Source organism: Solibacillus ferritrahens (assembly GCF_037027585.1).
GTDB classification, from domain to species: Bacteria; Bacillota; Bacilli; order Bacillales_A; family Planococcaceae; genus Solibacillus; species Solibacillus ferritrahens.
The window spans coordinates 16,878-42,303 of sequence record NZ_JAXCLE010000003.1 but is presented as its reverse complement, the minus strand read 5'-3'; the positions used below and the strand labels follow the sequence as shown (position 1 = coordinate 42,303).

Below are 25,426 nucleotides of genomic sequence, written 5' to 3'. Positions count from 1 at the left end.
TAGAAAAGGGGGTTCAATAATTGAAAAATAGAGGCATTGTTTTTTGGAGTTCAATAACGCTTACATTAATAGCCGTATTAGTAGGCGTTTTAGCCCCAAATATATTGGAAAAAATAACGAGCAACATTCAAAATTTACTTACGGACACTTTTGGCTGGTACTATCTATTAGTTGTAGCGATTATTATTGCTTTTTGCATATTTTTAATTTTAAGTCCTGTGGGTGCAATCCGGCTTGGTAAATCAACGGATAGACCCGATTATAGTAATGTCTCCTGGTTTGCTATGCTCTTTAGCGCAGGTATGGGAATTGGTTTAGTATTCTGGGGTGCTGCTGAGCCGTTATCGCATTTTGCGATTAATTCACCAATAGCTCCCGAAGGCTCTCAACAAGCATTGAAAGATTCCTTCCGTTTCACTTTCTTCCATTGGGGTATTTCAGCATGGGCAATTTATGGGGTAGTTGCTTTAGCATTGGCCTATTCAAACTTCCGAAAAGGGGCGCCTGGCCTTATTAGCTCTACTTTATTCCCTATCTTCGGTGAAAAAACAAAGGGTCCAGTAGGTCATATTATTGATATTATTGCTGTATTTGCTACGGTTATTGGTGTTGCGACAACACTCGGTTTAGGTGCACAGCAAATTAATGGCGGACTTTCCTTTTTATTTGATATTCCGATAAGCTTTACAGTCCAATTAATTATTATTATTATCGTAACGATATTATTTATCGTTTCAGCTTCTTCTGGTCTGGATAAAGGGATTCAACTATTAAGTAACTGGAACATCTATTTAGCTGCAGCCTTATTATTATTAACATTATTTATTGGTCCAACAGTAAAAATAATGAATGATTTTACGTCAGGACTAGGTAGCTATTTGCAGAATTTTGTGCATATGAGCCTACGTACTGAACCCGGAAATGCAGATAGTCGTGCTTGGATTGATGGATGGACAATTTTCTATTGGGCATGGTGGATGTCCTGGTCACCATTTGTCGGTATATTTATTGCGCGTATATCGAGAGGGCGTACAATTCGCGAGTTTTTAATGGGTGTTATTTTAGCACCAACCCTTGTCAGTCTTTTCTGGTTCGCTACTTTTGGGACAACCGCTATTGAAACATATATTTCTAAAGATCAAAGCATTATCGATTTACCGACAGAGCAGCTGTTATTCGGAGTTTTCGACCATATGCCCTTCGGATTTATATTATCGATTATCGCATTAATATTAGTTGCCTTTTTCTTTATCACATCAGCGGATTCCGCTACATTCGTACTCGGTATGCAAACAACATTTGGCTCGATGAATCCAACATTCCGAATCAAATTAATCTGGGGTATTTTACAAGCTGCTATCGCTGCTAGTTTACTGTTTTCCGGAGGATTAGCTGCGCTTCAAAATGCAGCCATTATTGTAGCCTTTCCATTTTCATTTATAATTTTACTGATGATGCTTTCTTTATATAAATCGTTAATGGAAGAACGGCAAAAATTAGGTCTTTACATTCGACCTAAAAAACAGCCGCCCTCAGATCAACAGAAATAGGGTGTGCAAAATAAAAAGCGATGAAAATTTTACAAAATTAAAATTTTCATCGCTTTATTTTTATCTTATCTCTATACATTAAGCTCAACACCTGAATTTCTGCGTGGCTTTGCTGATCTGTACCATTGCCAACAGAATATTATAATGAGCATTACTTCAATCCAATCTCCTGCATAGTACATAACCATACTTCCCATTTCTGCCTCTTGCCGAGAAACTCCTGCCGGCGGGTTTGCATACATATATTTTGACAAAATATCATGCCCGGCTATTGCAGCAATTAAAACGACTGCCCGAAATCGGTAGGAATACTGATGATGGACAGGATCGAAATAAATAATTGAAATTGTAAATACATAACCAGCTATAAAGAAATGCAAATGAACAAATAAGGCAAAAAATGCATTTTCATGCATAAGCATATATAAGTCTGTTGTATATAAAAGCCATAGGCCACCTACATTTAATGTTGCGGCAGTTATAGGATGAGAGACAAATTGGATGACCCGGCTTTTTAAAATTTCCGTTATCTTACGCCCCAATGACGTACTCACCGCTCTAAGCAATAAAGTCATCGGTTTGGCAATCGCCATAAAAATCGGTGCAACCATGCCTATTAGTAAATGAGTCACCATATGTGCCGTAAAATTAGTATGTGCGCTGTTTGCCAACGGTCCGACAACTGAAACGAGTGCAATCACAATCCCCGACACCCAAAAAGCGGTACGAGAAATTGGCCATTGTTTATAGCGCTTATTCGTCATTATGGTAGCGATAATATATGCCGCGCCCAATAGTACAAAAACTAAACCCAGCAAATATTGAAGGTTCATTCCCGATAATGATTGACTATGTGCAGCATGCCCATGACTATGCAGCAAATATAGACTATTCATTTGCAGTCTTCACTTTTAAAGTACTGTTTTTTGAAGAACGGAATAATAGATAAAGACCGATTAGTAAAATGATTAGCGCACTGACATTCCAGACAATATCGTAGACGATGACATTGTCGACATAACGGATTTGGTGAATTCGCATCCATTTGTGCTGAATAATACCGTCATATAACTGGAATACACCAATTCCTAATAACACACCACCTAGCCACCGTTGAAAGATCAAGCCATTTCGTCGACGTAAATCCGCAAATAGAAATAACCCCGCAATCGTTGCAAACCAGCTGAAAGCATGGAAAATGCCATCGGAAATCAAGCCAATATCAGTTGTTGATTTATCATAGAAATGATGCCATCTTAATAATTGGTGAAATACCGTTTCATCAACAAAGGCAATGAGACCGATGCCAAATAAAATTCCTGACCACATATTCCGGCGAGAAATTCCTTTATCCTTGTTATTTTTCATGTCACTTCAGAGCCCCTTTACGTGTATTCATTATTTATAATCTCTCCAAATTCATAACAACATATTCGATAGTAGAAATTCCCCTCTTGCTCGATGGACTAAACCTTATTGTTTTATTTTCCTACAACCACCCCCTGCTCTTCGAATGTATATTTATTTAAAATATTTTATTTCTTTAAACTTTCCTTACCCCTTCGCCCGTCTTATAATTGTCGACAGAGTAAAAAAGGAGCTTCAAGGAATGATGGAAGAATTAGAAGATGCATTTATTACATTTATCCGCACGCAGCAAAAGTCGCTATATAGACTCGCGTATAGTTACACAAAAAACGAGCAGGATGCGCTCGATGTCGTGCAGGACAGTATTCAAAAAGGCTGGCTGGCGCTTAAGAAACTGACAAATCGTGAGCAAATGAAAAGCTGGTTTTATACGATTTTAGTACACACGGCGATTGATTTACTACGCAAGCAAAAGCGGATCGAGCTCATTGGAGACGAATCCCTACTGCAACTATCTGAACAAGATACCTATCAAAATCTTGATTTACAGCAGGCATTGCATCATTTACCTCTACAGCTACGTGAAGTCGTTGTGCTGCGTTATTTTGAAGATTTGAAAATAGAAGATGTCGCACACATATTGGCGATTCCTCTAAGCACGGCGAAATCAAGGCTTTATAAAGCATTAAAGCTATTAAAAATTGAGCTAGAAACGGAGGAGAATTAGGTCAATGAATGATGACAAGTTAAAAAAGCTACACGCACAATATAAGGATGTACCTATTCCCGAGGAGTTAGAGACAATCATTGAAAAAAATCTACAGCGTCCACTTAAGAAAAGAAAACGCAAACTACCGATTTTTTCAATATCTGCAGCTGCTGCAGTAGTGCTGTTCACAGTGGGCCTAAATACAAATCCTGCAATGGCGAAAAGTTTGGCGGATGTACCTGTAATCGGACCAGTCGTACAGGTGCTTACATTTACTAAATATGAAATGGTCAAGGATGAATATACAGCCGAAATTCAAGTACCTCAAATTTCGGGCTCATCTGCTGACATCGAAGCATTGAACGAAAAATACGCTGAGGAAGGCAAAACACTATATGAGCAGTTCAAGGCGGATATTGAGGAAATGGAAGCTGGTAATATGGCAGTAAATAGCGGCTATGTTATCGAGACAGATACCGATGAACTATTGTCATTTGGTCGTTATGTAGAAGTCACTGTCGTATCCTCTTCTACAGTTATGAAATACACAACGATTGATAAAAAGGCTGAAACGGTCATTACTTTGCCGAGTCTGTTTAAAGATGATCGCTACTTAGACATTATTAGTCGTTATATAGAGGATGAACTACGCAATAGAATGATTGAAACAGAGGGGTCTGACATGTACTGGATTGGTGGTACAGAATATCATGATGAATCATTCGGTGTCTTTGAAGGCATTTCCCCTGACCAAAACTTCTATATTACCGAAGAAGGAAAGCTTGTAATGTCGTTTGATGTATATGAGATAGCACCAGGTTTTATGGGCCTTGTAACTGTTGAAATTCCGACAGAACTACTTCAGGATGTACTGGTGAGCAATAAATATATTAAATAAGAAAATAAAATCACTTCCAAATCTTAAACAAGCAGGTGTATCCTTTTTAAATGGTTACACCTGCTTTTCTTTTACTACAACCCCAAAGAATTTTTATTCTGCTTTTAACCCTAGTTTCTCGAATTTCTTTATAAGATCATTAACATAAATCGTCATTTCTTCTTCTGATGGAATTGTCTCAAGCAACTGTTTTGTCGTATATACAGTCCCTCCTTTTATTAGACATTCCATTTTCATAGTATTTTCAATCTGTCGTAAAGGATCCTCATCCAATACTAAAATATCAGCAATATAATCTTCTTTTATTTCACCTAAATTGTTTATTTTCAAGGCCTTCGCTGCATTCATTGTTGCTTGTTGAAGTGCCTCCAATGGTGTAAAACCTGCATCAACAAATAATTGCATTTCCCGGTGCAATGCTAAACCTGGGTATGTAAATATCCCAGCAGGTGTATCTGTCCCAGTCACTACAGTGCCGCCCATTTTAAAGTAAATATAGGCAATTTTTCGGATCATTTTTGTTTGAATTCCAAAGCTAGATTGACCCGATTTTCCTTTTGCACCATGTTCCCAATGCTTGAACAAATAGCCGCTTTCTTTAATATGCTGTACTACTTCATGGTTTGTTTTCCAATAGGCTTCTGCCAATCTCATTTGATCATATAAAACGATTGTCGGACAAAGCTTTACATTCTTCTCCAGCAGTTGCTTACAGACGCTCACTATTTTTTCTTCATCCGGATTGTCCCAAGGTATTGTATCCCAGACTTCTTGAGGGGAATCCCAAGACCAATGAGGGTACATTGCCTGAATAATCCCTGAACTATGCTCAAGCCAGTCAATCCCCATATTGGCAGCATCTATTGCATTTACCTCTTTGGAATGCAAAATATCACTGCTTACTTCCAGTGAATTTTTCTTCGCCTCTTGAACGACAACCTCCATGAACTCAGGATCAAGCCATCCGTATACTTTAATAAAATGTGCACCAAGCTGAACTTGTCTAACAACCTCTTGTTTGGCAAGTAAAACATTGTCCACATTAATATTGTAAGCTGTATCATCCCCCCATAAGCCTGGCGGACCATCAATCATGCGATCAGCTGATATAACACGAGGCTCATAGTCTTTTCCATCTGCATCAATAAATGGCTTTAATTCAATTATGCTTCCCGCTGTATTTCTAACAGTTGTAATACCTGCCGCTGTAAAATAATTAGCAAAGTGTTTTTTTATATGTACATGCATATCAATTAACCCTGGAATCAACCATTTCCCAGTACAATCAACGATTTCTGCACCTTCTATATGTAAATTTGAAGCAATTTTTTTAATGATATTTTGTTCAATATAAATATCCTGTATTTCATAATTGCCGGTTTCAATATTTAATAAATAACCATTTTTTAATAGTAACACTGTCATCAGCCTCCCTATGTCTTAAATCTTAGATTATTTTCAATATATTGTAAATAATAGAAATTTATATAATAAATAAGTCATCACAGTAACATGGGGTTGCTTTTCTAATAAAAATTTTTGTTTAAAAAAATAATTCGCCAACAAAAAATAAAGCTTTCAGTGCCCCCTAAAATAAGGGGAGATTTTACCGTTATTTCAATGATGTAGCTCATTTTAGAATAAATAAGGGAACGTTTTACCGTTATTTTAAATAAAGTCGTGAAATTTCATGTTTTTTAGGGCAATAGCGGAAATTTCTTCCCTTATTTTCACTATTTTTTATGTTATTTTAAAAATAACGGAAATTCATTCCTCTATTTATCTCATTGCGCAATTCAATCTCCCTCCACTCCCTTTTAGTCACAAAAGCGCTTAAGTAAACGCTCCCCACTTTTGCGCTAGGGCACTCCGAAGTGTAGGGGCGGACTCAATTTTGTCATCCCAAAATTATAGTGATGAACCTAAAAACTGTTAAACTAGTTAAAGGAAGAGAAATATAAGCAGACACTATTTTTAAAGGAGCAAAAGAATGTTAATAAGACAGGCAGTTGAAAGTGATGCAACAAAAATTATTCCGGTTATGAAGGATGCTGAAGAATCTGGTTTTATGTTATATGGACCCGGTGAAAGGCAAATGAAGGAAGAGCCTTTAATTAAATTTATAAATACACTGAATAATACACCAAAATCGGGCTTCTTTGTCGCAGAAGACAATGAGGATATTTTAGGTTATCTTCTCGTAAAAGCAGAAAACTTATCAAGAACTTCTCACCGCGCTATAATTGCGATTGGAGTACATAGTAATAGCCGTGGAAAAGGTGTAGGCTCAAAACTATTCGAACATATTATAAACTGGGGAAAACAGGTACAGCTCCACCGATTAGAATTAACCGTCATCGAAACGAATGAACATGCAATTAAACTCTATAAAAATATGGGGTTTGAAATAGAAGGAACAAAAAGAGATTCGCTATTAATTGAAGAACAGTATGTAAACGAATTATATATGGCTAAAATTCTTTAATTTTCAAAATTTATGCAAGAAAAAGTCTACTCAAATTATTTTGAGTAGACTTTTGATGTCTTACGATACTTGATAATATACCTAGGAATTAACGGATTGTTTTTAACGCTGTTGCCCACGGAATGACTTGGTCTAACATTTGGTTTACGGAATCAACTTGAACATCTTTCGGTTTGAAAGTCGTACCATTTTCAAAATCTGTAAATAAAGATAACGCCGGGTGTACACGTACATCCGCTACTAATAGTTCCCCTAAAATACCACGTAAATGTTCGGCAGCACGTGCACCACCAACAGAACCGTAAGATACGATACCTGCTGATTTATTGTTCCATTCATCGCGTACATAGTCTAATGCATTTTTAAGAGCGCCTGTAATCGAGTGGTTATATTCCTGAACGATAAATACAAATCCATCCTGCTTCCCAATGGCTTCAGCCCAAGCAACTGCACCTGATGCATCTTTGCCCGGTTCACCTAAAAGTGGTAAATTATAGTCCGCAATATCAATAATTGTATAGTTTGCGTCACCACGTTTATCCCCAAGTTCTTTTACCCACGCCCCTACTTGAGGACTGACACGACCTTCACGAGTTGAACCTAAAATAATACCAATATTTAATTTTTCCATTTTAATATTCCTCCTTCATTATCTTCAAAAAATTAATGTTAAATCCAACTACATGACAGTTAACTGGATACCAAAAATTTTGTTAATTTTTACCCGCAACGGTAATAAATATTCCCCAATTAACTAATAAATATTCTCGATTAAGCTATTGGGTTTAATTCAAGCTCTACCTTAATTTTGATGTCCTTCCCTACTAATACGCCACCTGTTTCTAAAGCTGCATTCCACGTTAGACCGAAATCTTCACGGTTAATTTTCGTTTCGGCTTCAAAGCCATAAACTTCTACACCCCATGGATTTACACCTTTCCCCCCGAATTCAACATCGAATGTTACTGTGTTTGTAATCCCCTTAATTGTTAAATCCCCTGTCACCTTATAATCATCCCCTGCTTTCGAGATGTTTGTAGATGTAAATAGAATTTTTGAATATTCATCTGTACTAAAGAAGTCTGGTGATTTCAAATGATTATCACGGTCTTCGCTATTTGTGCTGATACTCGCTACATCAATACCAAATTGAACCTTTGCCGTTGTTAAATCCGTTAAATCGGCTGCTTCTACATCTGCAGTATAGCTATTGAAGTGTCCCTTCACTTTAGAAACCATCATATGTTTTACTTCAAACCCAATTGTTGAATGTGATTGATCGACTGACCATTTTGCCATTTTAAATTCTCCTCCAATTTATCTCGATTTCAAGATATATAATTAAAATAAAACTTCGAAATCTAATATCTCGAACTTGAGATAAATATAACAAAGGCTTCTTCAAACGTCAAGTGTTTATTTTTAAAATAATCAAAAAACGCTCAAGCCATCGTTTATAGTGAGAGTTCTGAGCGCTTTTTTATTCTGTTCTGTTTTATTGGCGTTCAAAAGAAATATAACGTGTACCTTGAAATGACAATAAACCAAGATCTTGCTCCACTAGCATCCCATACTCATTGCCCTTAACTTTTAATTCCATTCGGTCTCCGCTTTGTACTTCAAAAGTTACAAAATATGTAGTGCGCGAATTATCGCCTTGAACATGAATCCGCTTAGAGGCAACTTCGGCTGGCACCGTAAGTAGCGGAGAATTATTATTTTTAATCCCCTCTTTAATATTTGAAAATAGGATGAAAATAATAGCAATAAATATAATGCCAAAAAATATCGGGAAAATCGAAAACATAATATCACCAAAAAACATATGAACACTTCCTTTCTATTTTTTATACGTTCATAGCCTAAAAGAGTTTCAGTAATTTCAGATTTTTCATAAACACTCCCTATAAATAGTAACGGTTACTATTTATGTTGACAACAGTTAACGTTGCATCTATAATCAATAATCGTAATCATTACTATTTAGAAAAGAGGCAGAAAAATGAAAAGTACAACATTAAAAGGGTTAAGTGTTTTACTCCTAAGTTCGTTCTTAGCAGGATGTCAGTCTACTGAAACAAAGGAAGTGGAAAATACACCAGAAGCAGAAACGAAGGCAGTCCATAATGAATCATCTAAAAGCGAGCATAATCATTCCCATGTACATGATGAAGACGCAGAAAAAATTTACGCTGGGTATTTTGAAGATAGTCAAGTACAAGATCGCGCACTTTCCGATTGGGAGGGTGATTGGCAATCTGTGTACCCATATTTACTAGATGGCACACTAGATGAAGTATTTGAACATAAAGCACAGCAGAATGGTGATAAGACAGCCGAGGAATATAAAGCGTATTATGACATCGGCTACAAAACAAATACAGAACGTATCGTAATCGAAGGAAACAATGTCACATTTTACGAAAATGGAGAAGCTTTCACTGGAGAATATGAAGCAGATGGTTATGAGATTCTAAATTATGAAGCTGGAAATCGTGGCGTACGGTTTATATTTAAACTAACAGAACCGGCAGATAAATTACCACAGTATATTCAATTCAGTGATCATAGTATTTCTCCTACAAAAGCGGATCATTACCATATTTATTGGGGAGACGATCAAAACGCATTATTGGAGGAAGTAACAAATTGGCCTACATATTTCCCTTCCGATATGGACGGACATACAATTGCACATGAAATGATTGCGCATTAATTCTATAGAGCAGCAATAAAATCAGGAAACCTTCGAAAGTTGGTTTCCTTTATTTTTTCCAATTACCCCCACTTGAATTCTACTTCTTTTATAGTCAGAAGATTCGATATAGTTTAATATACAGAATAGATGTTCTTATTAATGAGGGGGAAATTTATTGAATAACAGCAACTATAATCAAGTTTGGAATTTAGATAGTATTTTTCCAGGTGGAAGCAAATCCATCCAATTACATAACCATTTGCAAGTTATTAAAGAAGGATTGCAGTTAATGAATAAAGGCTTAACGATTACTACAAAATTTAATTCAGAAGATGCTAATAATGTTTTAAACTTGCTTATTGAGATTGGTAATATGAAGTTAAAATTATCTCAGGCTACCTCTTTCATAACATGCTTGTTGGCTCAAGATCCAATGGATTCAGGTGCAAATGTTTTACAAAGTAAGATTTCTAATTTAAATAGCGAATATAATATTATGTTAACAAAGTTTCAAGCTATAGTAGCTAACACTCCTTTAAATTCCTGGACAGAACTACTTGAATCTGAGCTATTAATGGACTTTAAATTAATATTAACTGAATGCCGTAAGGAAACAGAGTCATCCCTCACATCTAATGAAAAAGCTATTTTATCCAGTCTGTCTACAGATGGATTCCATGCTTGGGGTCAGTTTTATCAAACATTAATGGGAAATCTTACAATAGATCTACAAAATGATGGAAAGCAACAGAAATATTCTATTGGTCAGGCTTTGAATTTACGGTCACATCCCGATGAAAAGATTCGGCAAAGTGCCCATGAAGCATTGGAGCTAAAGTGGAAGGAACAAAAAGAATCATTTGCAAAAATTTTAAATCATCTGGCCGGTTTCCGACTCCAAATGTACAGCTTGCAAGGAATAAACGATGTATTGGAAGTGCCGCTAAGTAAAAATCGTATGCAAAAAGAAACTCTTGAGGCAATGTGGTCAGCTGTAAGCAAGCACAAAAAACCGTTTACGAATTATCTTAATCATAAAGGGAAAATAAATAATAAAGGAAAAATGCAATCGTATAACTTTTGGGCACCTTTAACTATAACTCCCAGAAATATTGATTATGATAATGCGATTGATTTAGTTAAATTGCACTTCCGAAAATTTGGGCCTAAGTTGGAACAGTTCGTAATAAAGGCGATTGAAAAAGGATGGATTGAAGCAGAAAACCGGTCCAAAAAATCGGCTGCGGCATTTTGTGCTGGGTTTCCCTTGACGGAAGAATCAAGAGTTTTTATGACATATAGCGGAACTATGATGAGTGTTTTGACACTCGTGCATGAATTAGGACATGCTTTTCATAATTCGGCGATGGATGGACAGCATGGGTTGAATAAACAGTACCCACTAAGTATTGCTGAAACGGCATCAACCTTTTCCGAAATCATTTTATTAGATGCGGCAATTGAAAATGCTATTACTAAAGAAGAAAAAATAATGCTATTAGATGAAAAAATTAAAAGAAGTGTAATGAACTTCATGAACATTCACAGTCGATTTCTTTTCGAACAAAATTTTTATGAAGAGAGAAAAACAGGTTACGTTTCTGCAGATCGATTAAACGAAATAATGCAGGATGCAATTTCTGTTGGATATAAAGATTCCCTTAATAATGTATCTGCATATACTTGGCTTTGGACACCTCACTTTTATATGACAAATGCTCCATTTTATAATTTCTCCTATACATTTGGATACTTATTAGCATTAAGTTTATTTGCAAAGGCCAAAGAAATGGGAGCTGATTTTGAAAATGCCTATATACAGTTACTTCGTGATTCTGGAAAAATGACTATGGAGGAACTGGTTTTTAAACATCTAAATGAGGATATAACACAAGAAACCTTTTGGGAAAAAGGAATTATGCTTGGCGTAAGAGATGTCGAATTATTCATTGAATTAACCGCGCTAGAAACTAATTAAGTTTATAGTTTTGGGGGGTCATGATGCACGAAGATCCCCCTCCCCTATTTTTAATTGTTTATATAATTAATAACATCATCTATATATGTATGTAGCGGTTCATCTGTTTTCACGGTAAAGCATGTTGTATTAGCAGGTTTTTTACTACTTTTTAGCGTAGCATAAAAAATGTCTTTACTTTGCCCATCTGTAATTTGGCTGATTTTTTTCACTCTATTTTTTAAACGATTATTGATTTTATCAAAATCGGCTAAATAGCATTCAATATACTTATATTTCGCATTATTGGTCCGAGCTATTGCCATTCCTTTTTCTATCATCTCATCGTATAGGCACGGGCTATCAAGAATGACATTTTTTCCTTGTGATAAATAAAAATCAACTAATGAAAAATCGATATTATATGAAATTTTCCCTGCCAGCTTTCCATCCAGTTGACTTTCATTTACCGAATTCAACAATGCAGATTTAACAATGTCATGATCGACAATGACACAATCTATTCTTTTTGCAATTTCCAGTGCTAATGTAGATTTCCCCGATCCTGGGAATCCGGACATTTGTATAAAAAACATTACTACCCCTCACCTTTTTGGAATTTTTTATTGTAACTATAACAAATCCCATTATAATTTGTAAATTTTAACAGTAATATACTACATATATATTAAGTTGCACTAAATGAAAGAGGTGTCCTTTTGAATTTTAAAGATTTAAAATTGCTGACAGTCTTTATATTTACACTTACACTTATTTATCATTTTATTATGGTACGTATAAATCAACCATATTTAGGATTAATAATGGCAATCCCCTTACTTACATTCATCATCCAACATATTGCATCAAGGAAAAAAATTAATGTTCACCAATTTTCACTAAAGAAATCCAAAATGGCCCCCCTGTTTCTTTCAATTCTATTACCTATACTTTTAGGCTTAATCGTTCATACATATTTATTTACAACGAATGTAGGAAGCTTTTTATTTATAGAAAGAAATCAATTATTTTTCTTCCTGGGAATAGGGTTAACAGTTGCAGCATTTTCGGCAGGCATCGAAGAAATCATATGGCGTGGGTATTATCAGACTAGATTAAGAATGAGCTATTCAATTCATAAGACAGCAATTATTATTGCTTTCATCTGGAGTATTTGGCATTTACCCATTGCTTATTTTTATAAAGGTTATACAAACCTGGTAATAGGCACTGTAAGCTACTTCATAATTCTGTTTATCACTTCATGCGTACTTTCCTATTTGCGTGAATGGAGCGGTTCTGTAATACCCGGTTCCCTGTTTCACGGTTTTATGAATGTATTTTATTTTCATGATGGCATTCAAATTGAAATGCCACTGCATATGACGGAATTAGTGAAATGCATCTGCTTACTCCTATTTTTCTCAGCTGGCATAATCATTTTACGCGTATCAAATTTCATCAAAACATAGTCCGCTTCAATCAAAAGCCTTATTTCTTTTTGAATATAATAAATGTAATATAGTCATCAAAATAAGGAAGAAGGTGAAATACTTTGAAATTTAAAAAGGTATCACTTCAAACAAGAAATTTAGATGTAATGAAGGATTTTTATAAAAATAACTTAGGCTGTAAAGTGGAAAATGTACTTGCACACAGCTTTGAAGTGAAGTTTGGTTACACAACGATTGAGTTTAACGATCAAAATACTGAAGGAAATCCATTTTATCATTTTGCATTTGATATACCATCCAATCAGTTTTCTGAAGCAAAAGAATGGGCTTTAAAGCGAGTAGCTTTATCTACAGAAGATGGTAAAGATGACGTTTATTTTGAGAATATTAAAGCTCATTCTCTTTATTTTGAAGATCCCGCAGGAAATATTGTGGAATTCATCTCAAGAACAGAAGACAATCCGAAAAGTGAAACCCCTTTTTCTATCAACAATATTATTCAAATGTCGGAAATGAGTTTAGTGGTTGATGATAAAGTAATGGTAGCTGAAGAGTTGAAAAAGGCAGGCATTATCGATCGTAATGGGAATGAAATTAATCCCGCTGGTTTGAATTTTATGAGCGATAAAAATGGATCTATCTTTTTACTTCTTGTCGCACCTAATAGAAGATGGTATTTCTCCCAAAAGGATGCTGCTATTTTTCCAATGACAATTACTTTGGAAAATGACGTAAAGCTGTGTATTGATGAAAACGCTCAATTTTTCTTGATTTGAATGTTTAAACAAAAATACAACGAGCAAAAGTAATGTCCTTCATCTCGTAACGGGTTCGGTTGATGGGGACTTTAAATCCTCTATATAAATAGCGATTAAAAAAGCTCAGATGATTTCTGAGCTTTTTTTGATGAGATGTTTAACTCTAATTGGAATTACTTCGAAAAATGCGGATTTACAACGATAAGGATATGCATGATTTTATACAAGAAAAACAATGACACAACATTCCCCAAAATACGCTCAAACCATTGTCAATATTGACTTTTAGTAAAAGTGCATAAAACAACGCATAAACAATATAACCATAGAAAAAGCAGAAACGTTGATTTAACAACATTTCTGCCATTTTCGCTTCTTCCCAAACTTTTATTTGGGAACGTTATTTTATATTATTATGTATACTTTATTAGCTTTGGTTGCACTAAAGTATATGGTCATATAAAAAATCATTTGTTTGTTAACGTAAAGTCTTCGCTACTTCCATTCCACTCTACTGTTATTAGAAGTTCATCCTTTTCACTTGTAGCTGGGCTATTGGAAATCGGTAATTTTTTTTGATAATTACCTTGTTTATTTAAAGAAGCATCATCCTCTTCAAAGTCTATTACGTTATTATTTTTTCCTTTAACATAGTAATTAAAATTTTTAATATCTTGTAGATTAGATTCTTTATAGTTAATCTCAATCTGATATGTTTCATCTCCATTACTCTGATAAACCGTCACGTTTGAAGACCAGTATTCACCCTCACCAACAAAAACAAGGTCCTCCTCATTTGCTTGGCAGGCAGATAATAACATTATGAAAAACAGAGAAGTTATTAATACCTTTTTTATAGAAATCTCCTCCCAATTTACGTTATTTAAATGAATGGTTATTCTCAAAACAAAGTCCCCAAAGTGTCATTTGGGAACGTTATTTGAATAATGGGTGTATGTTGCACATTGAGTATTGATTAACAAAGTTATACACCAAAGTGAATCATCCATTTATCTCCTTTTATTGCCTCGGTTATTTTTTTCATCAATTCTTCTAGTTCTTCTGATTTGTATTCGTCATTTGCATCACTAACAATATGTAAAAACTGTTTATGAGAACTCGGTGGTATCAATGTTATACCAAAATAGGCAAGGTTTTTATAAGGTCTATTTGTGTTATGTGCGAATGTATCTAACTGATGCATTTTTTCACCAAAATCCTTAGACATTAGTTCATCAAGGAGATCACCATCCACAATTATGCAATCATATTTTTCAGGTTCATAATGAATATATTCTTTATCTTTTTCTATACAAGCAACTATTCCAAACTCGTGAACGTAAGGCATATTACACCTCCCTCGTTTTACCTTAATATATACCTCTACTATCCTATATTCCAATGAATATTTATATAAAATGTCCAAAGAGGTTCCCAAAGCGATGTTTGGGCACATTTCGAAATGCTTGTTGAACTAAGCACCCATTAGTTTAAGTAGATTTATTTATATCTCGGTCCCTATTTAACCAATTTTCCATAACTTTTTCTGCGTTCGCTTCTTTTGGCAGCCTTATGAAAGTTTTCCTTAAATGTTCTATGTCAGTATCGAAAAAGAGAATCTTTTCATTCGTATTTTTCGCATAATAACAATATCCTTCGTATTCAATATTATCGATATTTACAACAGAATGTTCATGTTGCATCGTGCAAAGAATCATCTCAGCATTTAAATTCCCATAAATAGATTCAACTTGATATAAAAAATCTTTGTGTACAGGGATAATAGGACGATATATAAATTCTCGTTGTTCATCTCCAAAGTAATGTTCTTCAACAAGTATTTCATAATAATCCGATTCTCTAAACGTTTCTTTTTCACGTTCCTTAAGGTAAATATTGATAAACTTATTTGTTAGTTTATGCAAATGTCGATGTGGAGGAAGTTTCTGTCCAAATAATAATAAAGTTAAATTTGCCATTTAATACTCCTAACTTTAACTAACCTTCTTAACTGAGGCTAATTGTATTTCTTTCATTATAGGTTTAATTAACTAAACTGCCCCGTTAGTTGAAGTATAACCTTCCCAAACCGACGTTTGGTAACATTAAGTGCTAACTTGAGATTTTTATATTTTCATTTTAATATAAATTAACAGGAATCCTTAAAAACCAATTTCGCTTCTAAAAAACGAATTACCTAATAAATTTAGTTTGATTTAATTATAAAGTTAAGATAACAACAAAAAGAGAGACACAAATTCATATGCGAATTGTGTCTCTGATTACAATGTTATTTATTGTTTTTCCTCAATATCCGAACCCGTTATTCATCTCGTTGTATTTTTACTATTAAATTTCGTACTCTATTACTACTTCCTTACTGTTACTGATGTTTGGTGATGGTTGAGAATTGTAAACGCGTGAATATGGTGGTACGGAATGTGTCATCCAAATATTACTTCCTAAAACGGTATCATGCCCAATTGTTGTTTTTCCACCTAAAATCGTTGCCCCGGCATAAATTACGACATTATCTTCAATGTTTGGATGACGCTTGATGCCTTTAATCGGGTTGCCGTTTTCATCCATTGGGAAGCTTAATGCCCCTAATGTTACCCCTTGATAAATCTTCACATTGTTACCAATAGAGCAAGTTTCCCCTATAACTACTCCCGTTCCATGATCTATGAAGAAAGAGTGCCCGATAGTTGCGCCAGGGTGAATATCAATTCCCGTTAACTCATGAGCATACTCAGACATCACTCGCGGAACAATCGTTACATTCATTTTGTAAATTTCATGTGCAATACGATGTATAAATACTGCACGAACAGATGGATAGCTCAACATAATTTCTTCTGTTGACGTAGCAGCCGGATCTCCATTATAGGCAGCCTGAATATCCGTTTGGATCGTCTCACGGATTTGCGGGAAAGAATCGATTAATTTCATGACTACCTTATCTGCTTTTTCGCGGCATTGGCCATCACAGTTATCAAAGTTTTGATAAACAAGCACTGTTTCAATAATGTCACGTAAATCTAAAGCTGATTTCCGCAAATTATTATTAACATTCATTAAAGTACGTGTTTCATCTACTGTACCTTGGTTATAAATAGCCGGGAAAAAAATCTCATAAAAACTATCTAAAATTTCATGTATTTTATCTCGTCCAGTAAAGCCAATAGATTTTTCTATCTCTATATGTTTTTTGTTATATTCGATTAGCTCAGTAGCAATTGACGAAGTTTTATTGTTTAACCAATCTTCAATTTTCATCTTTTATGAACTCCTTATCCTTTTTATCTTTCATCTTATAAGCGATTATACTACACACGTTTAAAAGCGGTCGAACTTTCTTTTCTTTTTCTAGTCGGATGATATTCTTACCGGAAATTATCCATTACTATTATTATTTGATAAAATAAACGAAGAAAATAGTGATTACACTAAAGGATGTTATAACATGTTAACAAATGAAATTGCAAAAAAAGCGAACGTTCATCCGAATACAGTACGTCTGTATGAAAAGTGGGGCTATATATCTCCTGTTTTCAGGAAACAAAATGGTTATAGAATTTATACTGAAACACATTTAAAGCAAATGTATATTGCCAGGCTCGCATTCAATCAAGAATTTATACAAAATAATTTACGCAAAATGGCGACAAACATTGTACAGCTTAGCGGACAGGAAAATTTTCAGGAAAGTCGACATGCAGCACTCATCTATTTTAAATTTTTACAATCAGAATATGATTATGCGAAGAAGGCTGTTAAAATTTCTACTAATATTCTGCAAAGCAATACTAGCTCACCCTTAATTTATACACATAAAATGGTGGCAAATCATCTACAGTTATCGGAAGAGACGATTCGGAATTGGGAGCGCAATGGTTTGTTCAAAGTGAAGCGCGATACACAAAACCGCAGACAATACACGGAAGATGATGTTCAAAAGCTGCTCATTATTCGAACGCTTCGAAGTGCTCACTTTTCAATAACGAGTATTCTCCACTTATTTCAGGAAATTGAAGCACTGGAACACGGGGCTGATATTCATACGCTTTTAAATACACCTAAATTTAAAAATGAGTTTTATCATGTTACCGATGAGTTAGAGCTCAATTTAAAACAGGCGATGAAGGATGTGTGCAGTATCATTAATATACTGGATCAGTTATAAGTTTGACGCGCATTTTAAAGACTAAAAAAACAGCAATTTGAATCAAAACTGATCAAGGTGCTGTTTTAGAATACATATATAACTTATATTAATAAGTATGAGTTTTCAGTTATCATTGCTAAATTTCTAATTTATTTCGAATATATTCCATGTTTTCAGAATCAACTATAATATGGTCTTTAAACTTAGTAAATTCTAGTGTAAAATCATCCACTTTTATAGTATATTTATTGTCATTTGTTGTCACTTCAACATTCTCATATTCTTCCATTACCGTACCACCAAGTTCTACACCTTTATTTAAATAGATCTCATCAAGTACACTTTTTTTATCTTTTCCAATATCTCTACCATTAATCATCATTTTATCGTCTTTGAAATATAGTTGGTATCGTCCACTATCAAAAAAATAGCCGTCTAAATCCCTTTTATGAGCATCTAAATCTGATGAATAGTTATTATTTTCTTCTGAACATCCAACAGCTAGTAATACACATATAATTATTAAACTAAAAAATGAGAAACTCTTTTTCATTAATCATACCACCCTATTTTTTACTTTTTTATACGTATTTTCCATATAAAAAGTTTCAATTTAAGGCTATATACTAAATTTCCCCTAAGCTCTATCGCTTCACAGTAATTTTGAAGGATTAGAATGATCTATTAGCATCGTTAATTCATGCATTGCTCTTGTAGTCCCAATATATAAAAGTCCTTGGTCAAAGTCCGTTGCATATCGCCCGGCATCGACTAATGGCACAATAACATAATCAAATTCCAGACCTTTCGCATACTGAACAGTCGTTAAAAGGACACCTGTTTCAAACTTCTCTGTATGCCCATCCAAAATATAAAATGGCACGGTCATCCGTTCTTTTATAAATTGTAAATCCGCCTCTGTTTTGCAAATAATCGCTGTTGTTCTCCAATGATTCGTTAGCTTTTCCTGCAAAACTTTCATCATGTCATCGATTGAACGATAGAGGATTTCCTCTGGCTCTTTTCCATGCCTTGCAATCGGATTAAGTTCTCCGGTACGCATAAATTTTTTCGCATACATGCCAATCTCATAGGAAGAACGATACGTTGTTGTCAGTTCCACATACTCTAATTTTGGTAGTATCTCCTGAAACGCTTATTTTGAAATCGTTTCGTATGGGAGTAATGCCTGGCTAAAGTCGCCAATAATTGTTCGCTTACATTCAAAGACCTTAGCCAGCACCGCATATTGAATCGGGGTATAATCCTGCATTTCATCCAATACAAAATGCTGTACTAATTCGTATGTTTTGATCCCTTTAAAATAAAGCTGAACATAAAGATAAGGATACACATCATTAAATTCGAAGTTTTTCTTGGAAAACTTAAATGTATTTTCGTCTAATGCTTTAATAAACACTTTATAAATTTCAAATGGATTTTTATACAAAAGTCGTTTTGTTAACCGATTTTTAATTTCACTTTTACTTGGTAACTTTCCTTCCCCGCCTCTTTTCGACTTTAACACTTGAATAATATCATCGACCATTAACTCAATCCTCGTAACGACCGGCCCATTGCGGTACTGATTGAAACGCTGTTGTAAATAGTCGGCTTCAAATATAACATCAGCAATGGATATTGCTTCATTTTTTAAGAGCCTGCTATTTAAATCCGATAAAAAATTCTGAAGTCGCTTAACAAATGCATAATTAGCTTTTTTCTTTGCCCGTTGTGCTAATGGTCCAGTCGGATTTGATAATATTTCCTTCATCTCAGCTTCAAAGGGTGTAAAAGTAACTGCTGCAGGTAATAAATTCACCGTTAACTCATCAATCGTAAATGAGCGAATCGGCTGTTCGCCAAGCTCTGGTAAGACAGAAGAAATATAGTCACCAAATACTTTATTCGGTGACAATATAAATATTCGTTCCGCTCGTAGTGTATCGCGGTACTTATATAAATAATAGGCGATACGGTGAAGAGCAACAGCAGTTTTTCCTGAGCCAGCAACCCCTTGAATAATCATATTATAGGCCGATTCGTTACGGACAATTTTGTTCTGCTCACGCTGGATGGAAGTAACAATTGTTTTCATCTTGTCGTTTGCCTGCTCATTTAACGTTTGCTGTAAAACCTCATCTTGAATTGTTAAAGAGCTGTCGATCACATACTGAATTTGTGAGTTTTCTATTTTGATTTGACGTTTATTTATTATATTCCCATCAAAACGTCGCTCCATTGCTTCATAGTATGCTTGTCCTAGTTCAAACTCATAGTACATATTGCAAACCGGTGCGCGCCAATCATAAATTAAATTCGTTCCCTCGTCATCCCTAAAACCATATCGTCCAATATAAAACGGTTCTGCATCTTTGATGGACTCGCCTTCATATACAAAATCAAAGCGTCCAAAGTATGGTGAATAAATAAGCTTCTTTACTTGCTCGAGCTCCATTACCTGAGCATAACCTTGCTTGTCAATCATGCTCAATGTTTGTTGGTAGTCGTACACTTCAAACTTATCAAGTTCACTTTTATAATCAATCATATATTTTTGCAAATCTTTATAGCTTTTATCTTGTACCTTTACTTCATTATTTAATTTTTGGTAAGCTTTTTTTAAGCTGGATAATGTATCGATAAAATACGGCAGTTCTTTTTCTTTCATTAGCAATACCCCCATTATTCACACAGTGCCATTTAGTATATCAACATATTTCTGGCTGGTGTCTAAGTGGAGGGTTTAGAATTCCAAAAGATTTCTGCACTTAACTGTGGTTGCGAGATTTTATTAGAATATTTAGCTCTGATATTAGAAACTTCGGTCTGGATATTAGCACATTTCCGGGTGATATTTGAATATTTCAGCAGTTTATTAGCACATCGGACAAGTATATTAGAAAACTGAAAGTATATTAGCACTTTTTTTAATATATTAGAAGATTCGACCGGATATTAGAACTTTTCAGCAGCTGATAGTACATGGATTGGATTAGATGATTACAATATCACTTATTTTAGAAAGGTTTGGTGCATATATGGAGCGGCATATTATAGCCATTTCTGGTGGAGGATTTTCCGAAATGGAGGGTGCTTTCATCGATCAATACATACTTAAAATAAAGCGAAAAGCATCCCCACTCAGAATCGCATTTGTCGCAACGGCAAGTAATGATGCACAAAGTTACATCGGTAAATTTTATAATGCCTTTAAATGTGAGCACCCTTCACATTTAGCGATACCGGATTTTGAGCTCGCAACAATTCAGGAAGTGGTGAATTCTCTGGATATTATCTATGTAGGAGGCGGCAATACAAAATACATGCTGGATGTGTGGCGAAAAACCGGCTTTGATGAGGTATTAAAGAAGGCTTACGAACAAGGAGTTATCCTTACTGGTATAAGTGCAGGTGCAATGTGCTGGTTCGAACATTGCTATACTGAAATATCAGAAAGTGAATATGGCTATTTTGAAGGCTTGGGCATTTTAAAAGGTGCGCTATGCCCGCATCACAATGATTCAACCCGAAAAAAATATTTTGATAAATGGTCATTAAAGAACTCCACTACACCAACCTATCCACTTGAAGATCATGAAAATTTACATTTTGTTAATGAGCAATGTATAGCAAAGCTAGAGACATATTAAGAGGTGAAAACTAAAAAAGGGGGCCTGTCCGTTTTGACTTTCCGGTAGCCCCCTTTTCTATTCCATTATTTTTTTATGTGCATCAAGTATAAATTGAATTTCTTTCGTTATTTTAAAATCCTTTACACCATCCGTTGCATATAAAACATCACGTTTTGCGTTTTCCTTGTCACCCAGCATAAATTGGCACAGCGCACGCACTGCAAAGGCGCGATACATGATTGCCAAATCGATAGGATGCTGATTATTACTTGAAATTTCAATGTCTTTTAAATGAGTTAATGCATCTTCATAACGCCCAAGCATGTAGTAAGCATATGCATATTCCCCATTAAAGAAAATATTTGTAAAAATCCCACCAGGAATGTCGATCCGTTCATATCGAGTAGCAATTGTTTTTTCATAATCCTTTTCAATTTGGTTTGTATAGGAAAGTGTAAGAATCTGCTCCATCACAGTTTCAGCCGGCTCTTCCATGATCTCGACAAAGGCACGCATCTTTTTCAAATAATAAAATGCTTTTTCTCCTTCCTCTTTCGAACAGTGGATTAAAAATAAAAAGCGGTAAAATTCATTTAGTCTGTAAAATAATTTTTTCTCCTTTGAGAGAGTAAACGCAGTTTCTATATAACGCTCTACTTGCTCATCATCATTTATCGCCGCAGAAACGACCGTTATATTGTAATACAGGTCCAATTTTTCAAGGTCATCAATTAAATCCCCATATTTTTCAATATACTTTTCCCCTTCAAATAAATAGTTAAGCGCTTCCGTATAATTCCTTTCCAAAAACTGAATAACTGCCATTCGGTCAAATGTACTTAAAATTTTGGAATAAGCATGTACCTGTTCATACATCTTGACTAATTTCACAAAAGGCTTTACAGATAAATCCATTTTTGCATAGTAGCGCAATGATAAATAAGCATCATAAATACGAACTTCCTCAAAGGTAGTCCCCTTTAAACTCCCATTTTCAACAAATGGCAAAATTGTATCATGTAATTCGATTACTTTTTCATTAAAGTTCTTCTCACCATAAAATTTAGAAAGCGCTAAGCGTTTTTTTTCAACTTCCCGGTAAAGTTTTTTAATTTGGTGATGATCCTCTGTTTGCATTAGCTCTGACACATCAATATTTAGCTGCTTAGCAATATGTTGTAGACTTTCCATTGATGGCTGGGCTTTCCCGTTTTCAATTAAGCTTAGCATCCCTTTTGTAATTCGGTCCCCCGCTACTTGTGCAAGTGTCATTTTCTGCTCTTTTCGAAGTTCTTTAATTTTTGCTCCAATATTTAACACAATCTCACCTCATATAATACATTTTAACAAACCCCATAACAAAATGAAAATAATTTAAATAAAATTAAACAAATTCAATATATAATCAAAAAATTATTTTTATATTTTTAAATTAAATTAAACTTTTGTATTGCAAAAAGAAAATCTATTTCATATAATAAGTTTAATAAAATTAAACAAAGGGGTTTTGAAAATGACGGAGCAATTAAAATTAAAAAAAGCAACCTATAATTTATACACTTTTTTAATTAGTAAAATGATTGGTTCATTAGGAGGACATGTTTATAGCTTTGGTATTAGTATGTATATATTATCGGTAACTGGATCTTCATTAAGCTTTGCTACGACAATTGTTTTAAGTTATTTACCACGTATCATTTTAGCACCGGTTGCAGGCGTTATTGGAGATCGTTTGCCTAGAAAATGGCTCGTTTTAGGTGGTCAGGCTGGTGTCATTTTGACGATAAGTGCTTTGTTGCTTTACACACATGAATTCGGATTATCATTAATGGCCATTTATATTACGACTGTCTTTAACGGGATTTTCCTAACATTTTCAAGTGTTTCATTTTCAGCATCAATTGCCAATTTAGTGGATGAGGCTAGACTTCAAAAGGCGATGAGCTTTAACCAGTTATCCTACTCAATTTCCGGCATTAGTGGTCCGATTTTAGGTGGCGTATTATTCGGTTTTGTTTCAATGGAAATGTTTTTAATTATCTTTATTAGTGCTGCTATTATTACACTTATATTAGAATCGACAATGAATTTTACCCTTTATAAAAAAGATAGTATGACGACAGAAGAATTACCAAAAGAATCAATGCTGGAAAGCTTTAAATCAGGCTTCCGATATGTAAACAAAAAACCGATTATTAAAGCAATTTTATGGACAGCACTTTTGCTAAATTTATTTTTCACTGCGATTAATGTTGGTGGAGATTTCATTTTATTAACAATCCTGCATTTAGATCCAAAATTGATTGGGCTTACAGAAGCTGGCGCGGCAGTAGGCGTACTGGTTACATCAATCTATTTTGCATCCCGTTCAAATGTTAAATTTCCTTTACTAGTTGTAAAACGCTCTACATTTGCATCATCAGTCGTTGTTATTGCAGCTGCATTACCACTTATTATTCAGTTTTCGACTATGATGAATTTCATCTATTATTTCATCATTATGTTTTTGTTTGGTTCACTGGGGGTAATTACAAACACTCCAATTGGTGTTATTATGCAAACTTCAATTGATGAGGAATACCGAGGACGTGTATTTGGCATTATCGAGATGATGGCTACTGCCGCTATGCCAATTGGGACACTTGGTTTTGGTATATTATATGACATCATTCCAGCGCAATATATATTACTATTCAGCGGAACGATTTTAATCGCAATTGTTTTAATCCTATTACGCCGTTCTATTATTGAAATGGCGCACCCTGAATTAAAAACAAATAATGTAGTAGTTGAAGCGGAAGTAGCAACGAGTAACAAAGTAATTTAATATTTATTAGTAAAGCCGCCTATAATTTTTATTATAGACGGCATTTTTTTACATTGTTTTATTTTATTATCGAGATTCTTTTGGTGGCTGGCATACTTCGCATTTTTGCTGTTTGTTTTCTTTGAACTTTTTCCAAGGCTTTTGGAATGTATTCCCGCAAGCGCATTGAAAATCTAGTTTTTGTGAAAATCCTTGGAACTCTGTTGATAATAATTTTGTATCTGTATTCTTTTCTACGTATTCACGAATTGAATGGATTGTCCATTTTTTTGACATTATTTACACCTCCACAAGCTCTTTATTATAGCATGAAAGTATCATTTTGCCTTTAACTAAATAACCAATCGAAGACAAAACCAAAACCTTTAAAGGCAAAATACATAAAGAGTAAGACTAACACAACAATTCCGAAACAGCTGAATATCCCGGAAAATAAGAATAATTTAATATTCGGTCCTTTACGTTTCCCCCATTCCTCTTTTTTATCACTCATTACATAATTAATTGTCTCGCAATGTGGACACTCTTTTAAATATGTTCGCTTCTGTTGTTTCTTGCCATTAAATATTTGAATTTCGGAAGAAAAATTATCAGTCGCAAAATCAATAGTTAGCAGTTCATGACAACTGCTGCAATTAACCTCAACCTTCCTAGCCTCCATTTGAACAACTCCTTACATCACCTTTTCAATACGGCCATCGACCACTCACCCGTAATTTGATTCCTCATCTTTTGTTTCCGAATTAATCCCGGTTAAATAAATACTTTCTTGAATCTGCTTCAATACGTCGTTCACAATCATCGCAGGAAACCTTCATTTGGCGATTCTTTTTAAATTGCTGGTATTTTTTACTACCTTCCACTAATTTATATGGATTGCGGCAATACCGGCAAGTCGTTTCATAATAAAACATTCATT

At 34.6% G+C, this 25,426-nt stretch carries 29 protein-coding genes; 11 read left to right on the top strand and 18 right to left on the bottom strand.

From position 1 onward, the window contains the following. The first annotated feature begins 20 nt into the window (after positions 1–20). The gene (locus tag SNE38_RS04165) at positions 21–1,550 is read left to right on the top strand and encodes a glycine betaine uptake BCCT transporter (RefSeq protein WP_336045904.1); all 1,530 of its coding nucleotides are present in this window, start codon (positions 21–23) and stop codon (positions 1,548–1,550) included. 71 nt (positions 1,551–1,621) lie between these two features. On the opposite strand, the gene SNE38_RS04160 is transcribed toward SNE38_RS04165, so the two are convergent. Then, on the bottom strand, positions 1,622–2,446 hold the full coding sequence (locus SNE38_RS04160; RefSeq protein WP_191703025.1) for a cytochrome c oxidase assembly protein: 825 nt from the start codon (positions 2,444–2,446) through the stop codon (positions 1,622–1,624). Further along, a complete protein-coding gene (locus tag SNE38_RS04155; protein WP_191703024.1) occupies positions 2,439–2,918 on the bottom strand; it encodes a DUF2243 domain-containing protein in 480 nt (159 codons plus the stop codon). Before SNE38_RS04155 ends, SNE38_RS04160 begins: the two co-directional genes overlap by 8 nt. Positions 2,919–3,159: 241 nt before the next feature. On the opposite strand from SNE38_RS04155, the gene SNE38_RS04150 reads away from it, so the two are divergent. Together SNE38_RS04150 and SNE38_RS04145 are read left to right on the top strand one after the other, a co-directional pair. Then, positions 3,160–3,645 (top strand): RNA polymerase sigma factor, encoded by a 486-nt coding sequence (locus SNE38_RS04150; protein WP_191703023.1) that lies wholly within the window; start codon positions 3,160–3,162, stop codon positions 3,643–3,645. Between the two features lie 4 nt (positions 3,646–3,649). Next, a complete protein-coding gene (locus SNE38_RS04145; RefSeq protein ID WP_191703022.1) occupies positions 3,650–4,525 on the top strand; it encodes a DUF3298 domain-containing protein in 876 nt (291 codons plus the stop codon). A gap of 93 nt (positions 4,526–4,618) precedes the next feature. Here SNE38_RS04145 and SNE38_RS04140 read toward each other — a convergent pair whose 3' ends face one another. Further along, positions 4,619–5,944, bottom strand: coding sequence for an amidohydrolase family protein (locus tag SNE38_RS04140; RefSeq protein ID WP_336045903.1), 1,326 nt, complete (start codon positions 5,942–5,944; stop codon positions 4,619–4,621). A 571-nt stretch (positions 5,945–6,515) separates the two neighbouring features. On the opposite strand from SNE38_RS04140, the gene SNE38_RS04135 reads away from it, so the two are divergent. Next, positions 6,516–7,010, top strand: coding sequence for a GNAT family N-acetyltransferase (locus SNE38_RS04135; protein ID WP_191703021.1), 495 nt, complete (start codon positions 6,516–6,518; stop codon positions 7,008–7,010). 88 nt (positions 7,011–7,098) lie between these two features. Here the strand turns inward: SNE38_RS04135 and SNE38_RS04130 are convergent, their stop codons facing one another. The 3 genes from SNE38_RS04130 to SNE38_RS04120 all read right to left on the bottom strand — a co-directional run bounded on the left by SNE38_RS04130 (position 7,099) and on the right by SNE38_RS04120 (position 8,835). Beyond that, a complete protein-coding gene (locus SNE38_RS04130; RefSeq protein ID WP_191703020.1) occupies positions 7,099–7,641 on the bottom strand; it encodes an NADPH-dependent FMN reductase in 543 nt (180 codons plus the stop codon). A gap of 140 nt (positions 7,642–7,781) precedes the next feature. Next, entirely contained in the window at positions 7,782–8,309 is a 528-nt protein-coding gene (locus SNE38_RS04125) for a YceI family protein (protein WP_191703019.1), read from the bottom strand. A 196-nt stretch (positions 8,310–8,505) separates the two neighbouring features. Next, entirely contained in the window at positions 8,506–8,835 is a 330-nt protein-coding gene (locus SNE38_RS04120) for a DUF2500 domain-containing protein (RefSeq protein WP_336045902.1), read from the bottom strand. Positions 8,836–9,012: 177 nt separating this feature from the next. Between SNE38_RS04120 and SNE38_RS04115 the strand changes: the two genes are divergently transcribed. Both SNE38_RS04115 and SNE38_RS04110 read left to right on the top strand, forming a co-directional pair. After that, positions 9,013–9,726 carry a ZinT family metal-binding protein gene (locus SNE38_RS04115; RefSeq protein ID WP_336045901.1) on the top strand — a complete coding sequence of 238 codons (714 nt, stop codon included), beginning with the start codon at positions 9,013–9,015 and terminating at the stop codon, positions 9,724–9,726. 157 nt (positions 9,727–9,883) lie between these two features. Beyond that, positions 9,884–11,686 carry a M3 family oligoendopeptidase gene (locus SNE38_RS04110; protein WP_191703016.1) on the top strand — a complete coding sequence of 601 codons (1,803 nt, stop codon included), beginning with the start codon at positions 9,884–9,886 and terminating at the stop codon, positions 11,684–11,686. 50 nt (positions 11,687–11,736) lie between these two features. Here SNE38_RS04110 and SNE38_RS04105 read toward each other — a convergent pair whose 3' ends face one another. Further along, a complete protein-coding gene (locus SNE38_RS04105; RefSeq protein WP_191703146.1) occupies positions 11,737–12,261 on the bottom strand; it encodes an AAA family ATPase in 525 nt (174 codons plus the stop codon). A gap of 123 nt (positions 12,262–12,384) precedes the next feature. On the opposite strand from SNE38_RS04105, the gene SNE38_RS04100 reads away from it, so the two are divergent. Both SNE38_RS04100 and SNE38_RS04095 read left to right on the top strand, forming a co-directional pair. After that, positions 12,385–13,137: a CPBP family intramembrane glutamic endopeptidase gene (locus SNE38_RS04100; RefSeq protein WP_336045900.1), complete on the top strand. Its 753-nt coding sequence runs from the start codon at positions 12,385–12,387 to the stop codon at positions 13,135–13,137. A gap of 83 nt (positions 13,138–13,220) precedes the next feature. Next, positions 13,221–13,895, top strand: coding sequence for a glyoxalase (locus tag SNE38_RS04095; RefSeq protein ID WP_336045899.1), 675 nt, complete (start codon positions 13,221–13,223; stop codon positions 13,893–13,895). A 449-nt stretch (positions 13,896–14,344) separates the two neighbouring features. Here SNE38_RS04095 and SNE38_RS04090 read toward each other — a convergent pair whose 3' ends face one another. From SNE38_RS04090 to epsC, 4 genes are all read right to left on the bottom strand, one after another. Beyond that, positions 14,345–14,698, bottom strand: coding sequence for a hypothetical protein (locus SNE38_RS04090; protein ID WP_336045898.1), 354 nt, complete (start codon positions 14,696–14,698; stop codon positions 14,345–14,347). Positions 14,699–14,862: 164 nt separating this feature from the next. Next, positions 14,863–15,225, bottom strand: coding sequence for a hypothetical protein (locus tag SNE38_RS04085; protein ID WP_336045897.1), 363 nt, complete (start codon positions 15,223–15,225; stop codon positions 14,863–14,865). Positions 15,226–15,367: 142 nt separating this feature from the next. Beyond that, positions 15,368–15,856, bottom strand: a complete 489-nt coding sequence (locus SNE38_RS04080) for a hypothetical protein (RefSeq protein WP_336045896.1) — start codon at positions 15,854–15,856, stop codon at positions 15,368–15,370. A gap of 370 nt (positions 15,857–16,226) precedes the next feature. Continuing rightward, positions 16,227–17,156, bottom strand: a complete 930-nt coding sequence (gene epsC, locus SNE38_RS04075; protein ID WP_191703012.1) for a serine O-acetyltransferase EpsC — start codon at positions 17,154–17,156, stop codon at positions 16,227–16,229. A gap of 187 nt (positions 17,157–17,343) precedes the next feature. On the opposite strand from epsC, the gene SNE38_RS04070 reads away from it, so the two are divergent. Next, positions 17,344–18,063 (top strand): MerR family transcriptional regulator, encoded by a 720-nt coding sequence (locus SNE38_RS04070; protein ID WP_191703011.1) that lies wholly within the window; start codon positions 17,344–17,346, stop codon positions 18,061–18,063. Positions 18,064–18,181: 118 nt separating this feature from the next. Here SNE38_RS04070 and SNE38_RS04065 read toward each other — a convergent pair whose 3' ends face one another. The 3 genes from SNE38_RS04065 to SNE38_RS04055 all read right to left on the bottom strand — a co-directional run bounded on the left by SNE38_RS04065 (position 18,182) and on the right by SNE38_RS04055 (position 20,716). Next, positions 18,182–18,598 (bottom strand): protein-disulfide isomerase, encoded by a 417-nt coding sequence (locus SNE38_RS04065; RefSeq protein ID WP_336045895.1) that lies wholly within the window; start codon positions 18,596–18,598, stop codon positions 18,182–18,184. Between the two features lie 99 nt (positions 18,599–18,697). Beyond that, positions 18,698–19,168 (bottom strand): ATP-binding domain-containing protein, encoded by a 471-nt coding sequence (locus tag SNE38_RS04060; RefSeq protein WP_336045894.1) that lies wholly within the window; start codon positions 19,166–19,168, stop codon positions 18,698–18,700. Positions 19,169–19,201: 33 nt separating this feature from the next. Further along, positions 19,202–20,716 (bottom strand): HelD family protein, encoded by a 1,515-nt coding sequence (locus tag SNE38_RS04055; protein WP_336045893.1) that lies wholly within the window; start codon positions 20,714–20,716, stop codon positions 19,202–19,204. A 328-nt stretch (positions 20,717–21,044) separates the two neighbouring features. On the opposite strand from SNE38_RS04055, the gene SNE38_RS04050 reads away from it, so the two are divergent. Further along, positions 21,045–21,698, top strand: a complete 654-nt coding sequence (locus SNE38_RS04050) for a Type 1 glutamine amidotransferase-like domain-containing protein (RefSeq protein ID WP_191703008.1) — start codon at positions 21,045–21,047, stop codon at positions 21,696–21,698. Positions 21,699–21,755: 57 nt separating this feature from the next. Here the strand turns inward: SNE38_RS04050 and SNE38_RS04045 are convergent, their stop codons facing one another. Then, positions 21,756–23,000: a helix-turn-helix domain-containing protein gene (locus SNE38_RS04045; protein ID WP_191703007.1), complete on the bottom strand. Its 1,245-nt coding sequence runs from the start codon at positions 22,998–23,000 to the stop codon at positions 21,756–21,758. A 193-nt stretch (positions 23,001–23,193) separates the two neighbouring features. On the opposite strand from SNE38_RS04045, the gene SNE38_RS04040 reads away from it, so the two are divergent. Continuing rightward, positions 23,194–24,507 carry an MFS transporter gene (locus SNE38_RS04040; RefSeq protein WP_336045892.1) on the top strand — a complete coding sequence of 438 codons (1,314 nt, stop codon included), beginning with the start codon at positions 23,194–23,196 and terminating at the stop codon, positions 24,505–24,507. A gap of 66 nt (positions 24,508–24,573) precedes the next feature. Here SNE38_RS04040 and SNE38_RS04035 read toward each other — a convergent pair whose 3' ends face one another. The 3 genes from SNE38_RS04035 to SNE38_RS04025 form a co-directional block, all read right to left on the bottom strand. Then, positions 24,574–24,783, bottom strand: a complete 210-nt coding sequence (locus SNE38_RS04035; protein WP_191703005.1) for a hypothetical protein — start codon at positions 24,781–24,783, stop codon at positions 24,574–24,576. Positions 24,784–24,835: 52 nt separating this feature from the next. Then, positions 24,836–25,168 carry a redox protein gene (locus SNE38_RS04030; protein WP_336045891.1) on the bottom strand — a complete coding sequence of 111 codons (333 nt, stop codon included), beginning with the start codon at positions 25,166–25,168 and terminating at the stop codon, positions 24,836–24,838. A gap of 82 nt (positions 25,169–25,250) precedes the next feature. Continuing rightward, entirely contained in the window at positions 25,251–25,421 is a 171-nt protein-coding gene (locus SNE38_RS04025; RefSeq protein ID WP_336045890.1) for a DUF2197 domain-containing protein, read from the bottom strand. Positions 25,422–25,426: the final 5 nt, after the last annotated feature.

Bases quoted from the DNA above. Each gene is read 5' to 3' on its own strand.
- SNE38_RS04150 (WP_191703023.1), top strand. From the start codon at position 3,160: ATGATGGAAGAATTAGAAGATGCATTTATTACATTTATCCGCACGCAG.
- SNE38_RS04065 (WP_336045895.1), bottom strand. From the start codon at position 18,598: ATGAAAAAGAGTTTCTCATTTTTTAGTTTAATAATTATATGTGTATTA.
- SNE38_RS04085 (WP_336045897.1), bottom strand. From the start codon at position 15,225: ATGCCTTACGTTCACGAGTTTGGAATAGTTGCTTGTATAGAAAAAGAT.
- SNE38_RS04155 (WP_191703024.1), bottom strand. From the start codon at position 2,918: ATGAAAAATAACAAGGATAAAGGAATTTCTCGCCGGAATATGTGGTCA.
- SNE38_RS04030 (WP_336045891.1), bottom strand. From the start codon at position 25,168: ATGGAGGCTAGGAAGGTTGAGGTTAATTGCAGCAGTTGTCATGAACTG.
- SNE38_RS04050 (WP_191703008.1), top strand. From the start codon at position 21,045: ATGATTACAATATCACTTATTTTAGAAAGGTTTGGTGCATATATGGAG.
- SNE38_RS04105 (WP_191703146.1), bottom strand. From the start codon at position 12,261: ATGTTTTTTATACAAATGTCCGGATTCCCAGGATCGGGGAAATCTACA.
- SNE38_RS04070 (WP_191703011.1), top strand. From the start codon at position 17,344: ATGTTAACAAATGAAATTGCAAAAAAAGCGAACGTTCATCCGAATACA.
- SNE38_RS04130 (WP_191703020.1), bottom strand. From the start codon at position 7,641: ATGGAAAAATTAAATATTGGTATTATTTTAGGTTCAACTCGTGAAGGT.
- SNE38_RS04035 (WP_191703005.1), bottom strand. From the start codon at position 24,783: ATGTCAAAAAAATGGACAATCCATTCAATTCGTGAATACGTAGAAAAG.
- epsC (WP_191703012.1), bottom strand. From the start codon at position 17,156: ATGAAAATTGAAGATTGGTTAAACAATAAAACTTCGTCAATTGCTACT.
- SNE38_RS04120 (WP_336045902.1), bottom strand. From the start codon at position 8,835: ATGTTTTTTGGTGATATTATGTTTTCGATTTTCCCGATATTTTTTGGC.
- SNE38_RS04135 (WP_191703021.1), top strand. From the start codon at position 6,516: ATGTTAATAAGACAGGCAGTTGAAAGTGATGCAACAAAAATTATTCCG.
- SNE38_RS04025 (WP_336045890.1), bottom strand. From the start codon at position 25,421: ATGTTTTATTATGAAACGACTTGCCGGTATTGCCGCAATCCATATAAA.
- SNE38_RS04125 (WP_191703019.1), bottom strand. From the start codon at position 8,309: ATGGCAAAATGGTCAGTCGATCAATCACATTCAACAATTGGGTTTGAA.
- SNE38_RS04160 (WP_191703025.1), bottom strand. From the start codon at position 2,446: ATGAATAGTCTATATTTGCTGCATAGTCATGGGCATGCTGCACATAGT.
- SNE38_RS04090 (WP_336045898.1), bottom strand. From the start codon at position 14,698: ATGTTATTATCTGCCTGCCAAGCAAATGAGGAGGACCTTGTTTTTGTT.
- SNE38_RS04145 (WP_191703022.1), top strand. From the start codon at position 3,650: ATGAATGATGACAAGTTAAAAAAGCTACACGCACAATATAAGGATGTA.
- SNE38_RS04040 (WP_336045892.1), top strand. From the start codon at position 23,194: ATGACGGAGCAATTAAAATTAAAAAAAGCAACCTATAATTTATACACT.
- SNE38_RS04115 (WP_336045901.1), top strand. From the start codon at position 9,013: ATGAAAAGTACAACATTAAAAGGGTTAAGTGTTTTACTCCTAAGTTCG.
- SNE38_RS04080 (WP_336045896.1), bottom strand. From the start codon at position 15,856: ATGGCAAATTTAACTTTATTATTATTTGGACAGAAACTTCCTCCACAT.
- SNE38_RS04055 (WP_336045893.1), bottom strand. From the start codon at position 20,716: ATGAAAGAAAAAGAACTGCCGTATTTTATCGATACATTATCCAGCTTA.